The organism is Pseudomonas sp. H3_E04 (assembly GCF_054668915.1).
In genome coordinates this window covers 758,421-771,642 of sequence record NZ_CP162797.1, presented here as the reverse complement: position 1 = coordinate 771,642, position 13,222 = coordinate 758,421, and the positions used below count along the sequence as shown (strand labels likewise).

Sequence of the window (13,222 nt, the reverse complement as noted above, 5' to 3'; positions counted from 1 at the left end):
ACCACTTGAACAGGAGCTCAGAGTGGCGTTGCCTGTGCAGGCGCCTTCGCGAGCAGGCTCGCTCCCACATTGGAACGCGATCCCCCTGTGGCAGCGAGCCTGCTCGCGAAGAGGCCCGCCCGAGCAACTCAAATCTTACTGCCCGGAAGCCACACTCGCCGGCGCCCGCTCAGGCGTCACGATGCTGCCCAGGTCGATATGCTTCCACTCAGGCTTGGCGCCCAACCGCGCATTGAAGCGGTAGTTGAAGGTGAACTCATCCGCCGTCGGCATGCTCAGCGGTTTGCCATACACCGCCTCAATCCCCGCCAGGTCGTAACCCATCACCTGCAACAGTGTCGGGAAGATGTTGTAGTGGCTCGAACGGTCCTTGTTTGCAGGCAGATTCGCCGCCCAGTCCGGCGCCTGCAATCCACGACCCTGGATCACCACCAGCGGCACCAGCCCCTCTTCCTCGACCGGGTCGCCGCCGCAATGGGTATTCAAGCCCGGGTTGCCGCGCTCGTGCAGATCCTGGCCATGATCGGAGGTGTAGATCAGCAGCGCATTGCTCAGATTGGCCTGGGCAAATACCCGAGCGAAAAATTCGCCAACGTTCCACAGCAGCGTGTTCTTGTAGGCGTTGCGATACAGCAGCCAGTCATCCGGCTGGCCATTGAAACCGGTGCGTTCGCCAGTGTCGGCGACTTCGGTGAACTGCCCGCGTGGCAGCGTTGGCCGGTAAGCCATGAACGCATCCGGGTATTTGTCATGCACCGGAAAATGCGCGCCGACCTTGTTGATCACGATCAGCTCGACGCGATCGTCGTTGAGCAGTTCGATCAGCTTCGCCGCTGCCGCCATATCGCGGTCGCGTACGCTGGTCTGGTTGAATTGCACGAAACTGTCGATGTCGTTTTTCTCGGCGGCGGTCATCAGATTCTGCAGATTGCCGGCGGTGCGCTGGGCGTCGATGTACACCGTGCCGAGCCCGGCCTTTTTCGCGTACTGCCAGATCGACGGCAACGTGCTGTTGATGCGCATGTAATCGGCGCGGGTGCCGCCGTAGCGCAAGGTGACATTGGTGTCGGCGCTGCAATTGGCAATGGACGCGGCGTAGCCAAAGTTGAAGACATCGACCCCGGCCGGCGCTTGCTTGAGGTTGCTGTGCACGCCAAATGGCGCGTTGATGTCCAAGTAATTGCCGGAAATGCTTTCGTCAATGATCAGCACGATGTCGTGGCCGACGGCAGGCGCGGCGCGCGCGAGCGTCACCGCTTCACGGGGGCCGACGGTGTCATGCAGCGCTTCGTAGGCAAACAGGTTCAGGTAGGCCAGCGGCGTGTACATGATCGGCAACCCACGTGCGCCCTCGCCTGCACGTAAAAACAGCAGTGCGCTAAGCATCAGTACGCCGAAAACGGGCGCCAAGATGCGCAATGTGTTGGGTATGAATAGCGCATGACGCGGCTTGAGCCCGATGCCAAACAAAAGCAGCAAGCCACTGAGCACCGCGCGCAGGATCGCATCGCGGTACTGATACGCGGCTTCCTGAATGAAGCCGCCGGAGTACACCAGCGAGACAAAATCGCTGTACCTCAGGTAATCCGCCGTGACCCGGGTATAGACATCGAAAAAAACCGCCGCAACAAACAGCGTTACTGCGAACACATGTCGAACGAGAGCCTGACGTATATAGGCACTTAGATATAACGCGAAAGTAAGCGCCAAAAACATCGCGCCAAAAACAAGTGCATTGAAACCCCACCCGATAGCATTTAACCGATCCAGATAATAGTCGGAAAAGAGCAATAGATAGGCAACTAAGAGCAGTTCCTTGGCGTATTTGAACATGGCGGTACCGGTGATCGGAAAAGGGCAGATGTCAAAGCTTTGTCGGTCAGAACCTGACACTAGCACCCGGCCATCAAAGCGCAAGAAATGACTGATAACCGGGCAAAGCGTCAAAAAAACGGTGACTCAAATCTGACACACCCTCAGCGCTTAAAGCCTTTAATTTCGGGCACTTAGACCGTCTGTCGGTTAAATTGAATCTGAACAAATCTGCAAAGAAACAACAAATTCAATCGCAGCAATGACTTGATGGCCAATCGCCAAAAACGCCTCAAGTGTTATACCCGTGCAACATGTCATTTTGCTGACACGCTTTTCAAACCCTGCGCTATACCCCTTTAACAATCTCATTCCGTAGTTAACTTTTCTGGTTTTATTGAGGTGCGCAGATGGACGTGAGCGTATTTGGCACTGGCTATGTCGGACTTATACAAGCCGCTGCACTTGCCGATGTCGGCCATCGGGTTTTATGCATTGATATCGATCCGAACAAGATCAAACAACTGCAACAAGCGGTACCGCCCATCAGTGAGCCAGGCCTGTCCGCAACACTTGAAGAAAACATCAAGGCCGGGCGTTTGTTGTTCAGCACCCAGGCCAGTGATGCGGTGACTCACGCCGAGCTGATTTTCATCGCCGTCGGCACCCCGGCGGACGAAGATGGTTCCGCCGATCTAAGCCATGTGCTTAACGTCGCCCGGCAGATCGCCGGTCTGATGGAGGCCGATCGCACCTTGATCATCAAATCCACGGTGCCGGTCGGAACTGCCGATCAGGTGCTGGCCACGGCCACCAGCGAATTGCTGCAACGGGGCAAATCCGAGCTGCAGGTGCGGGTGGTATCCAACCCGGAATTTCTCAAGGAAGGCAGCGCCCTCGCCGATTGCATGCGCCCGGACCGGATCATCATCGGCACCCGCGATGACGCTGCCCGCGAGCAGATGAGCGAGCTGTACGCGCCGTTCTGCCGCAACCACGAAAAACTGATGTTCATGGACAACCGTAGCGCCGAGCTGACCAAGTACGCCGCCAACGCGATGCTCGCCACCCGCATCAGTTTCATGAACGAACTGGCCAACCTCACCGAATTGCTCGGCGCCGATATCGAAGCGGTGCGCAAGGGCATCGGCTCCGACCCGCGCATCGGCTACCACTTCATTTATCCGGGCTGCGGCTTCGGTGGCTCGTGCTTTCCCAAGGATCTGCGGGCTCTGCTGCACACTGCTGAACACAACGGCATGCCGCTGAAACTGCTGCGCAGCGTCACCGACGTCAACGACAGCCAGCGGCACATCCTGTTCAGCAAATTGCGCGCGCAGTTTCCCCAGGGCCTGGCCGGCAAATCCATTGCGGTCTGGGGCCTGGCGTTCAAACCGAACACCGACGACATGCGCGAAGCTCCGAGCCGTTATCTGATGGACGCGTTGTGGGCCGAAGGTGCCAGCGTGCAGGCCTACGATCCGGAAGCCATGTCCGAGTGCCGACGCATCTACGGCTACCGCAATGACCTGCACCTGTGCGCGACCCGCGACGACACCCTCGAAGACGCCGATGCGCTGGTGATCTGCACCGAGTGGAAAAACTTCCGCGTGGTCGATTTCGAGCTGCTCGCCGAGAAGCTGCGCTCGAAGGTGATCATCGACGGGCGCAACCTTTACAACCCGGAACAGGTTGCCGCCGCCGGCCTGCATTACAGCGGCATCGGCCTGCGCCACATCGCCCCTGAAGGGCTGCGGCCATGAAGATTCTGGTGACCGGTGCCGCCGGTTTCATTGGTGCCCATTGCGTCCTGCGTTTGCTGCGCGACGGACATTCGGTGGTCGGCCTGGACAATTTCAACCACTACTACGACCCGCAGCTCAAGCACGATCGCGTGCAGTGGGTGCGCGAGCAGGCTGGCGATTTTCCGCTGGCCACGGTGGATCTGGCCCACGCTTCAGCGATCGACGCGCTGTTCGCCCGCGAGCAGCCACAAGTGGTGATCCATCTGGCCGCGCAGGCCGGAGTGCGTTATTCGCTGGACAATCCACGGGCGTATCTGGACAGCAATCTCAACGGTTTCCTGAACATTCTCGAGAGCTGCCGGCATCACCCGGTCGAGCACTTGATCTATGCCTCGTCGAGTTCGGTGTACGGCGCCAACCAGCACACCCCTTACTCGGTGAAGGATGGCGTCAATCATCCGCTGTCGCTGTACGCCGCGACCAAGAAAGCCAATGAACTGATGGCGCACAGCTACAGCCATCTGTTCGGCATTCCCTGCACCGGCCTGCGCTTTTTCACCGTGTACGGGCCTTGGGGACGGCCGGACATGTCGCCGATCCAGTTCGCCCGGGCGATCAGCGAAGGCGAGCCGCTGAAGCTGTTCAACTACGGCGAGCATCAGCGCGATTTCACCTACATCGACGACATTATCGAAAGCATCGCCCGCCTCATCGATCAGCCACCGCAAGCCAATCCGCAGTGGGATCGCGAACAGCCCGACCCCGCCAGCAGCATGGCGCCGTGGCGCCTGTTCAACATCGGCGGGCAGCAGCCGGTCGCACTGAAAACCTACCTCGCGCTCATGGAAAAACACCTCGATCGCAAAGCCATTGTCGAGCTGCTGCCGCTGCAACCGGGCGACGTGCTCAACACCTGCGCCGAGGCCAGCGATCTGGCCCAGGCCACCGGATTCCAGCCCCGGATAGAACTGGATGAAGGACTGGGCCGTTTCATCGCCTGGTTCCGCGACTACTACCCCACTGCCCGTGCGCCGCTTGCGGCTGAATGAATGCGGAGGACGCCATGACTGGACATGAAAGAAGTGTGTCGATTGCACAGATGCGCCCTGACAAGCGCGTCGACCCGGAACATCGCATGCGCCTCGACGCGGCGATCCACCGTCAGGGTCGCGGCTGGCTCAGCGGCCGCGATGGCGGCCGCCCATGGCAGCTGTCGCGGACCAATCGGGTGGTCGCCTGCCTCGGTGCGCTGACGATTCTCGTGCTGATCTCGCCGGTGCTGCTGGGCCTGGCCCTGGCCATCAAGTTCACCAGCCCGGGGCCGGTGCTGTTCGTGCAAAAGCGCACCGGTTATCGCGGGCGCAAGTTCGGCATGTTCAAGTTCCGCACCATGGTCAGCAACGCCGAAGAACTCAAAGAGTCGCTGCGCCACCTCAACAAACACGGGGCTGACGCCATCGATTTCAAGATCGACAAGGACCCGCGCGTCACCGGCATCGGCAGTTTTCTGCGGCGCACCAGCCTCGACGAGCTGCCCAACCTGATCAACGTGGTGACCGGCGACATGCGCCTGGTCGGCCCTCGCCCGACCTCGTTCAACGCTTACCGCTACAAGGACAATCACCTCGCGCGTCTGGCGATCTACCCCGGCATGACCGGTCTGTGGCAGATCTCCGGACGCAGCAACATCGACTTCGACCAGCGCGTTGAGTTGGACCTCAGCTACATCGCCGAGCAGAGCCTTCTGCTTGATCTGAAGATTCTGTTGAAAACCCCCTTCAAAGTATTCAGCGGCCACGGAGCAAGCTAATGGACGGTTCAACCAATAAAAGCCTGAGCATCGCCAGCCCCAGCGAATCGAATCTGACTTCGACCGTGCTGGATCTCGATCTGCGCATTCTGTTCCTGACCGCCGCCAACCCCGGCGCCGGCACCACCACCAGCGCTGTAGCACTGGCCAGTCAACTGGCACAGATGAGCAGCGGCCAGGTGCTGCTGGTCGACGCCAGTCAGTCGGCGAACAACCTCACCCAGCAGATGAACCTCGGCAAGGAGCGCGGCCTGCGCGACCTGCTGTTCAACCCGGACAACCCGCCGTTGTTGCAGGACTGCGTGGTGCAGGTGTCGAGCCTGCCCTTCCACGTGCTGCCCAATGGTCGGCCGATCCGCACGCTGGAACACCTGACCGCCGAACGCCTGAGCCCGTTGCTCGATCAGTTGGGCAGCCAGTACCGCTTTGTGGTGATCGACGGCGACGCGGTGTACTCCGCCGCCGACACCCTGGTCATCAGCACTCAGGTCGACGGCGTGGTGTTTGTCGTGCGCGCCGAAGACACCCGCTGGGAAGTCGCTCAGGCCGCTGTGCAACGCCTGACTCAGGCTGGGGCGAAAGTGGTCGGCAGCGTGTTCAACCGGCGCAAGTACTACATGCCCAAATGGCTTTACAAAAACCTGTAAGCGAACGCAAAGGATGACGCCATGAACGCCAGAATGCTTGTCCTGCTGTTGCTGCCGCTTGCGGGCTGCTCCAGCACTTCCGACACCCAGAACATGCCGGTGAATATTCTCACCGCCTCCCCGGCCAACGCCCAGGCGACCGATATGCCGAAGATCGAGCAGACCCTGCGCCCGCAGGATGTGCTGGACGTGATCTTCCATATCAGCACCAGCGGCTCGGACGCTTACCGCGTGCAATCGGGCGACCAGATCGGCCTGAATTTCACCGCCGCCAGCCAGCTCAACGGCAATCAACTGGTGCTGCCCGACGGCACCATCGAGCTGCCGGGCGCCAACACCTCGGTGAAAATCGCCGGATTGACCAGCGAAGAAGCGCGCCAGGAAATCCAGCGCGTCTATCAGCGCAAACAACTGTTCCAGCCCAACCGCAACCAGCTCACCGTGCAGATCATCAGCCCTCTGAGCAATGAGCAGAACCTGAAAAGCGCGTTGAACCACCCGGCCACCGGCATGAGCCGCGAGATCACTGTCGGCACTGACGGCTACGCGAGTTTTCCGGAAATCGGCGCCGTGCCGCTGCAAGGCATGACCGTCAATCAACTGGAAACCTTCCTCAACAAAAAGTACGCGCAACTGCCGGGCCGGATGACTGTGGACGTGCTGCTCAAGTCCACCGCCGGCAACGAGATCTACGTGCTGGGTGAAGTCGCTCAGCCAGGCTCGTATCCGATCCGCCGGCCGGTGTCGGTGCTCGAGGCGCTGACCCTGGCGCGCGGCACCAACGTCAAGGCGCGGCTGGATTCGGTGGTGATCATGCGGCGCAACGGCAATCAGGTGAAAGCGGTGCGCTACGACGTCGAAAAAGCCCTGTCCGGCGATGCCCCGCAAATCGCTTACCTGCAACCGGACGACATGCTCTACGTGCCAAAAACCAAACTGGCCAGCGCCGGCGAACTCGCCCGCCAACTGGCTGATGTGGTGCTGTTCCAGGGCGTCGGTTTCAGCTTCGGCTACCGCGTCGACAACAAAGACAGTGACAACTAACTCACAGGTGACCGACATGAACCCAAAGGAAAACTACCTGCATGAGTTCTTCAGGATCTTCTTCGCCAACAAGCAACTGGTGAAGCGCGTGTTCCTGACCTTTGCAGTCATCGCCCTGCTCCTGCCGCTGATGCTCAAACAGAGCTTCGATATCACCGCGCAGGTCATCGTGCAGTCGAAAAAACTCTCACAGGGCGACGCCACCACGTCGCTCACGGTGGACAACGCCACCTTCATTCCACCGTCACTGGCGGACATGGAAACCGAGAGCAACATCCTCCGCTCGCCAGCGCTGATCCGTCAGACCATCAGCGAACTGCGCGACAACGGTGAATACAGCCCGCCACCTGGGGTGTTCGCCAAGTTGCTCGGCGAACCGTTCAAGCGCTACGTCTCGACACCGCTGCGCGAGTACGTGATCAACCCGCTGCGCAGCGGGCTCGGCATGGAAACCGATCCGGTGCGGGACACCACTCTCGACGCCCTGACCCAGCAAGCCGTCGACAGCCTGAAAATCGAAACCCTGCCCGGCTCGAACGTGATCTCGATCACCTACAGCTTCCCGGATCCGCGCCAAGGCACGACGTTCGTCAGCGCCCTGCTGCAGAACTATCTGGTCAGCCGTCAGGCGTTGCAATCGATCGATTTGCCGCAGTCGTTCTACGAGACCAAAAAGCACCAGTATCAAGTGCGTCTCGATGGGCTGGAAGGTAACCGCCAAGCGCTGCTGGAAAATGTCGGCGCGGCGGATCCGAAGGAGGAAATCACCTTCCGCCTCAATGCAATCAACACTGAAGAACAGGCGCTGAACCTGTATCAGGATCGCCTGCTGCAAAGCCAGCGCTGGCTCGAATATCTGAAAACCGCGCTCGCCGCCGCCAGCAGCAGCAAACTCAACGACTACACCTTTCCCTACACCTTCACCACCACCGTCGACAACGTGGCGTTCGAGGACCGGGAAATCAAACAGATGGGCGAGCAACTTACCAGTCAGGTCAGCCGTTACATGAACGATCTGGCGGTGTTCCAGCCCGGCAGCGAACCGATGCTGTTGACTCGCGAACAGATCGCCCGCACCCGTCAGCAGTTTCTCAAAGTGGTGAGCAACCGCATCCAGGAACGCACTGCCGACCTGGCCGTGGTCAAGCAGGTGATCGAGCAGAAAACCGCGCGCATCGCCGAGTTCAAGAACCGCATCCGCGACCTGCAACAGACCCAGAGCAAACTGCGTCAGATGGACACCGAGATCGATGCGCTGCACGCAGCGTTCTCGACCTATGCCCAGCGCTTCGCCGAAAGCAGCACCACGCGCTCGCTCAACGATGATCTGTCCAACGCCCGGGTGCTCAGCCCGCCGTTCGAACCGACCGAGGCGGCGTTCCCGAAACCGCTGCTGATCATTCCGTTCGGGCTGTTCACCGGCCTGCTGCTGGCGATCGCCTTCGTCTACGTGCGTGAGTTCTTTGATCACCGCTTCAAGCATCCGGCGCAAATCAGCCATGAGCTGGGTCTGCCGGTGCTGTTGGTGCTCAACGAAGAAACGTCGCAGCCGGGTAATCCGCACAAGAACTGGACCATGCCGAGCCTGGTTCACTGGGTGCGCAATTGAACGCGGTGTCCACCCCAATCGTCGCCCTGCCGATCATTCACTTGCTCAGCAGCGGCGGCTTCTACGGGGCCGAGCGGATGTTGCTGGATCATTGCCTGGCCACGCCGGGGCAGCACCAGGTGCTGTTCCTCGACGCACCGCCTGAGCTGATCTCGCGCTTTCGCGAGGCTGGGGTGGACGCTCGCGCTTGTGCCGGGCTGGGGGAGCTGTTGCGGTACTTGCGTCAGCGCCGTGGCGACAAGCCGCTGCTCAACACCCACAACTTCAAAGGCCTGCTGTTCGGCTGGGTCGGCGCCACGCTGTTGCGCCTGCCGCTGGTAATCACTCAACACGGCTTCACGCCGCGCAGTCGCAAGCAGAAGTTCTACACCTGGCTGAGCCTGCAACTGTGCCGCACAGCGTCGGTGAAACAGGTGGTCTGCGTGGCGCACAGCATCGCCACGCTGCATCTGAAGGCCAGCGTGAGCGCGGAGAAGTTGCAGGTGATTCCCAACGGTTTGCCAGCGGCGCCAGCGATGCCGCCGCTGGCGGACCGGCAACGCTGGCTGGCCGGTTACGTCGGTCGGTTGAGCAGCGAGAAAGGCCCGGACCTGTTTCTCGATGCGCTGATCGGCCTGTGTCACCAGCATCCGCAACTGGACGCGGTGATGCTCGGCGACGGACCGGAACGCGAGGCCTTGCAGGCGCGTATCGACGCTGCCGGTTTGCAACAGCGGATTCGCCTGCCGGGCTACCAGACGGCGATGCAAGGCTGGTGGCAGCAACTCGATGCGCTGGTGATCAGCTCGCGCACCGAGGGCACGCCGATGATTCTGCTCGAAGCGATGCAGGCCGGCGTGCCGGTGGTGGCGTTCGCGGTTGGCGGTATTCCCGATGTCTTGCAGGACCGCCACAACGGCCTGCTCGCAGCGCCGACGGATACCGCCGCCCTCGCCCGCCAGCTCGACACCTTGCTGGCCGAACCGAAGCTGGCCGCGCAGTTGCGCGACAACGCCAGACGCACCCAACAGGAGCGCTACGACCTCAAGGCTTTGGCCGAACGCTGGTCGCAGCTGTACATCCACACGGCACGGGAGACACGCGCATGATTTTCCCGCTCTCGATCGTCAGTCTGTTTGCTCTGGTCAGCCTGGGTTTGCTGGCCAGTCCCTGGCCTTATCTGGCTCCGGGAGCGGTGATTGGCCTGGTCGGTTTTACCGTCCTGTACCGCAAGCCGACCTGGGGCCTGCTCGGCATTGCCGCGCTGGTGCCATTCGAAGGTTTCTTCAAGGACAGCTCGGTGTCGGGGAGCAAGTTGCTCGGCGCCTCGCTGGCAGTGATCGTGATGCTGCAACTGGCGCTGCACCAGATCCCCTCGCAGCGCCTGCGCAGCAATCTGTGGCACTGCCTGATCGGCTTCATGGTTCTGTATTTTCTCAGCCTGCTCAATACCGATGACATGGGCATGTCGCTGGGGCACCTGCGCGAACTCAGCGTCGGCCTGGTGCTGTTTGTCATTACGTTGTTGATCGGCCGCGAACTTAACCTCGACCTGTTCGCCCGGCTGGTAACCCTCGCCGTCACCGCGACCTGCGCCATGGCGATGTTCTCGGCGAAGTTTCAGGATCAGGGCCGCGCCGCCGGCCTGCTCGAAGACCCCAACGCCTTCGCCATGCTGATCGCCTTCGCCATTCCTCTCGGGCTGCTGCTGGTGATCCGCAGCCCGAACCTGCTGCACCGCTTGTTCTGGGGCGCTTGCTGCCTGTTGTTGCTGGGTGGCATGACCAAGACCGAATCGCGTTCCGGGCTGGTGGTATTGGCGTTGAGCCTGCTCATCGGCATCTGGCACTACCGCGCGCAACTGACCCATATCCGTCCACGGCACCTGGGTTTCGTCATGCTCGGTGCGGCCATCGTGATCCCGCTGGCGATCTACGCCATGCCGGCCGGTTACATGGCGCGGATCCAGTCATTGAGCATCCTTAGCGCCGGCTCCAAGGCGCAGGACGAATCCCTCGGCCGCCGTGCTTCCTACATCGTCGTCGGCAGCCAGATGATCCGCGAGCACCCGGTGCTCGGCTCCGGCCCCGGCACCTTCCCGTTGCATTACGCGACCACCGGTTACGCCAAGGCGTTTTCTGCCAACCGCAAGATCGGCGACCTGTACCGCCGCGCTCACAACACCTATCTGGAAATCTTCAGCGAACTGGGCGTGCCCGCCGGGCTGTTCTTCGTCGGCATGCTCGGGCTCGGTCTGTACAACCTGATTCGCTCGCGGGCGGCGTGGATGCTGCGCGGCGACGGATATCGGGCAGACATGATGACCCACCTGGGGGTGAGCTTTCTGTCGCTGACCCTGTTCCTGATGTTCCTCAGCGCGCCGAACCAGAAATACGTGTGGATCATGCTGGCGCTGACCAGTGTGCTGCGCATCAAGGCCGAGCAGGCGCCACTGACTACGGAGACGCAGGCATGAAGCGGATCAGCATCGTCATTCCGATGTACAACGAGGCGCGGCACATTGGCCGAACCCTGCTCGCCGCACAAAAATCCGCACACGCGGCCAATGTCGAGTGCGAGCTGATCGTGGTCGACAACGGCTCGAGCGACCAGGGCCCGCACATTGCCCGGCAGTTCGGCGCAACCGTGCTGAGCTTGCCGGGGCTATTGATCGGCGCGCTACGCAATCGCGGCACGGCGATCGCCAGTGGGGAATGGCTGGCGTTCATCGATGCCGACGTGGAAGTGCCGGAAACCTGGTTGCAGCCCTTGTTCGACATCGAAGCCAGTGGCCAGGCCGATGTGTTCGGCCTGGATCTGCATACGCCAGCCGAGGCGCCATGGTTTGCTACGGCCTGGCAGCGCCGCACTTCGCAGCCGTCGCACCGGGTCAGCCACAGCGTCGATTGGCTGCCCAGTTCCAACCTGCTGATGCGTCGCGAATGGTTCGACAAGGTCGGCGGTTTCAACGAGACCCTGCGCACCGGCGAAGACAAGGAATTCACCCTGCGCCTGCACGAACAGGGCGCGCGTCTGCTGTCGGTCAATGACAAGGTCGCGCTGCACTGGGGGTACGAGATGAACTGGCGCGAATGGATGGGCAAGGAAATGTGGCGTCAGGGCAGCCATCTGCAACTGCTGCGCACCCATGGCATGAGCCTGCGCCTGCTGCGCTTTCCAATGTTGTCGTTGTTGGTGTGGATCCTCGATTTCCTGGCGATTTCGGCGCTGCTCGACGGTTTTCCGCACCACGCGGCGCTAATGGTGACGCTGACCCTGATGCCGGGTCTGGTCCTGAGCGTTCGCCAGAGTCTCAAGCACCGTGATCTGCTCCTGACCCTGCAACTGTGGGGCCTGCACTGGCTGCGCCTGCACCTGGCCGGCGCCGCTTTCATCCTGAGTCTGTGTCAGTGGAACGCAAGGAGGCCTGCCCGTGGCTGAGTTCATTTTCTGGATGTGCCTGTTGCTGCCGGCCTACGCCTACGTCGGCTACCCGCTTCTGTTGACGATCCTCGCGCCACTGTTTCCGGCGTGGCGACACACGCCGGCACCGCCGCTGAACGTCAGCATCGTCATCGCTGCGCACAACGAGGCGCGGCATATCGAGCACAAGTTGCGCACGCTGCTGGCCCAGGATTATCAACCGGCAACGCTGCAGATCATTCTCGCCAGCGACGGCTCTACCGATGACACCGTGGCCTGCGCGCACAAAGTGATTGATCCGCGCATCACCGTGCTTGACCTGCCGCGTCAGGGCAAAGCCGCCACGCTGAATGCCGGCGCCGCGCTGAGCACCGGCGACATTCTGGTGTTCACCGATGCCGACAACCAATGGTCACGCGACACCCTCGGTCACTTGCTCGCGCCGCTGAGCGATCCACAGGTCGGCGCCTGCGCGGGGCACATGGTGATCCCGGTCACCGGTGGCGGTCTGAGTGTCGGCGACAGCCTCTATCGGCATTACGAAGGCTGGTTGCGCCGGGTCGAGAACCGCACCGGTTGCATGGTCTCGGCCGACGGCGCCCTGCTCGCCCTGCGCCGCGAGTTGTTTCAGAACGTACCGGCCGAAGTCAACGACGACTTCTTTATCAGCACCTGCGCACCGGTGGCCGGCAAGCGCATCGTCTACGTGCCCGAAGCGCAGGTTATCGACCATGGCGTCGACGAGGCGGACAAACAGTTCCGCCGCCGGCAGCGCGTCACCGTCGGCGGCCTGCAAAGCCTGGCTCAGCGCCGCGAACTGCTCAATCCGCTCAAGCATGGCCTGTATTCCCTGGCGTTGATCAGCCACAAACTGATCCGCCGCCTGGCGCCTGTGCTGCTGCTGCCGTTGCTGCTGAGCAACTGCTGGCTGTGGGAAGAACACGGCTTCTATCGCCTGACCCTGGTCGCGCAACTGTTCGGCTACAGCGTGGCGATTGCCGGGCTGCTGGATGGGCAACACCGCCTGCCGAAACCGTTCCGCCTCGCCGCGTTTCTGCTGGTCACCCTCGCCGGGATGAGTCTTGGCCTGTGGCAGTTCCTGCGCGGCCAGCGGTATGCCCAGTGGAATCCGGAACAGAACCGTTAAGAGGAC

At 61.4% G+C, this 13,222-nt stretch carries 11 protein-coding genes; 10 read left to right on the top strand and 1 reads right to left on the bottom strand.

Features of this window, described 5'->3' with window-relative positions:
- Positions 1–135: 135 nt before the first annotated feature.
- The gene (locus AB4N53_RS03515) at positions 136–1,833 is read right to left on the bottom strand and encodes a sulfatase-like hydrolase/transferase (protein ID WP_460118200.1); all 1,698 of its coding nucleotides are present in this window, start codon (positions 1,831–1,833) and stop codon (positions 136–138) included.
- A 389-nt stretch (positions 1,834–2,222) separates the two neighbouring features.
- Between AB4N53_RS03515 and AB4N53_RS03510 the strand changes: the two genes are divergently transcribed.
- Genes AB4N53_RS03510 through AB4N53_RS03465 form a run of 10 tightly spaced genes read left to right on the top strand, consistent with a single transcriptional unit; the run spans position 2,223 to position 13,216 of the window.
- The gene (locus AB4N53_RS03510; RefSeq protein ID WP_460118198.1) at positions 2,223–3,575 is read left to right on the top strand and encodes a UDP-glucose dehydrogenase family protein; all 1,353 of its coding nucleotides are present in this window, start codon (positions 2,223–2,225) and stop codon (positions 3,573–3,575) included.
- Positions 3,572–4,606 carry an NAD-dependent epimerase gene (locus AB4N53_RS03505; protein WP_460118196.1) on the top strand — a complete coding sequence of 345 codons (1,035 nt, stop codon included), beginning with the start codon at positions 3,572–3,574 and terminating at the stop codon, positions 4,604–4,606. The genes AB4N53_RS03510 and AB4N53_RS03505 overlap by 4 nt, the downstream gene beginning before the upstream one ends.
- A 14-nt stretch (positions 4,607–4,620) precedes the next feature.
- Entirely contained in the window at positions 4,621–5,367 is a 747-nt protein-coding gene (locus tag AB4N53_RS03500; protein ID WP_110646483.1) for a sugar transferase, read from the top strand.
- Entirely contained in the window at positions 5,367–6,014 is a 648-nt protein-coding gene (locus AB4N53_RS03495) for a CpsD/CapB family tyrosine-protein kinase (RefSeq protein WP_039762796.1), read from the top strand. Before AB4N53_RS03500 ends, AB4N53_RS03495 begins: the two co-directional genes overlap by 1 nt.
- Positions 6,015–6,035: 21 nt before the next feature.
- Entirely contained in the window at positions 6,036–7,058 is a 1,023-nt protein-coding gene (locus AB4N53_RS03490; protein ID WP_041478599.1) for a polysaccharide biosynthesis/export family protein, read from the top strand.
- A gap of 16 nt (positions 7,059–7,074) precedes the next feature.
- Positions 7,075–8,667, top strand: coding sequence for a GumC family protein (locus tag AB4N53_RS03485; RefSeq protein WP_460118193.1), 1,593 nt, complete (start codon positions 7,075–7,077; stop codon positions 8,665–8,667).
- Entirely contained in the window at positions 8,664–9,755 is a 1,092-nt protein-coding gene (locus AB4N53_RS03480) for a glycosyltransferase family 4 protein (protein WP_460118190.1), read from the top strand. The genes AB4N53_RS03485 and AB4N53_RS03480 overlap by 4 nt, the downstream gene beginning before the upstream one ends.
- Entirely contained in the window at positions 9,752–11,122 is a 1,371-nt protein-coding gene (locus tag AB4N53_RS03475) for an O-antigen ligase family protein (protein ID WP_460118188.1), read from the top strand. The genes AB4N53_RS03480 and AB4N53_RS03475 overlap by 4 nt, the downstream gene beginning before the upstream one ends.
- A complete protein-coding gene (locus AB4N53_RS03470; protein ID WP_460118186.1) occupies positions 11,119–12,087 on the top strand; it encodes a glycosyltransferase in 969 nt (322 codons plus the stop codon). The genes AB4N53_RS03475 and AB4N53_RS03470 overlap by 4 nt, the downstream gene beginning before the upstream one ends.
- The gene (locus tag AB4N53_RS03465; protein WP_460118183.1) at positions 12,080–13,216 is read left to right on the top strand and encodes a glycosyltransferase family 2 protein; all 1,137 of its coding nucleotides are present in this window, start codon (positions 12,080–12,082) and stop codon (positions 13,214–13,216) included. Before AB4N53_RS03470 ends, AB4N53_RS03465 begins: the two co-directional genes overlap by 8 nt.
- The last annotated feature ends 6 nt before the right edge of the window (positions 13,217–13,222 follow it).

Bases quoted from the DNA above. Each gene is read 5' to 3' on its own strand.
- AB4N53_RS03485 (WP_460118193.1), top strand. From the start codon at position 7,075: ATGAACCCAAAGGAAAACTACCTGCATGAGTTCTTCAGGATCTTCTTC.
- AB4N53_RS03505 (WP_460118196.1), top strand. From the start codon at position 3,572: ATGAAGATTCTGGTGACCGGTGCCGCCGGTTTCATTGGTGCCCATTGC.
- AB4N53_RS03515 (WP_460118200.1), bottom strand. From the start codon at position 1,833: ATGTTCAAATACGCCAAGGAACTGCTCTTAGTTGCCTATCTATTGCTC.
- AB4N53_RS03500 (WP_110646483.1), top strand. From the start codon at position 4,621: ATGACTGGACATGAAAGAAGTGTGTCGATTGCACAGATGCGCCCTGAC.
- AB4N53_RS03510 (WP_460118198.1), top strand. From the start codon at position 2,223: ATGGACGTGAGCGTATTTGGCACTGGCTATGTCGGACTTATACAAGCC.
- AB4N53_RS03470 (WP_460118186.1), top strand. From the start codon at position 11,119: ATGAAGCGGATCAGCATCGTCATTCCGATGTACAACGAGGCGCGGCAC.
- AB4N53_RS03490 (WP_041478599.1), top strand. From the start codon at position 6,036: ATGAACGCCAGAATGCTTGTCCTGCTGTTGCTGCCGCTTGCGGGCTGC.
- AB4N53_RS03495 (WP_039762796.1), top strand. From the start codon at position 5,367: ATGGACGGTTCAACCAATAAAAGCCTGAGCATCGCCAGCCCCAGCGAA.
- AB4N53_RS03475 (WP_460118188.1), top strand. From the start codon at position 9,752: ATGATTTTCCCGCTCTCGATCGTCAGTCTGTTTGCTCTGGTCAGCCTG.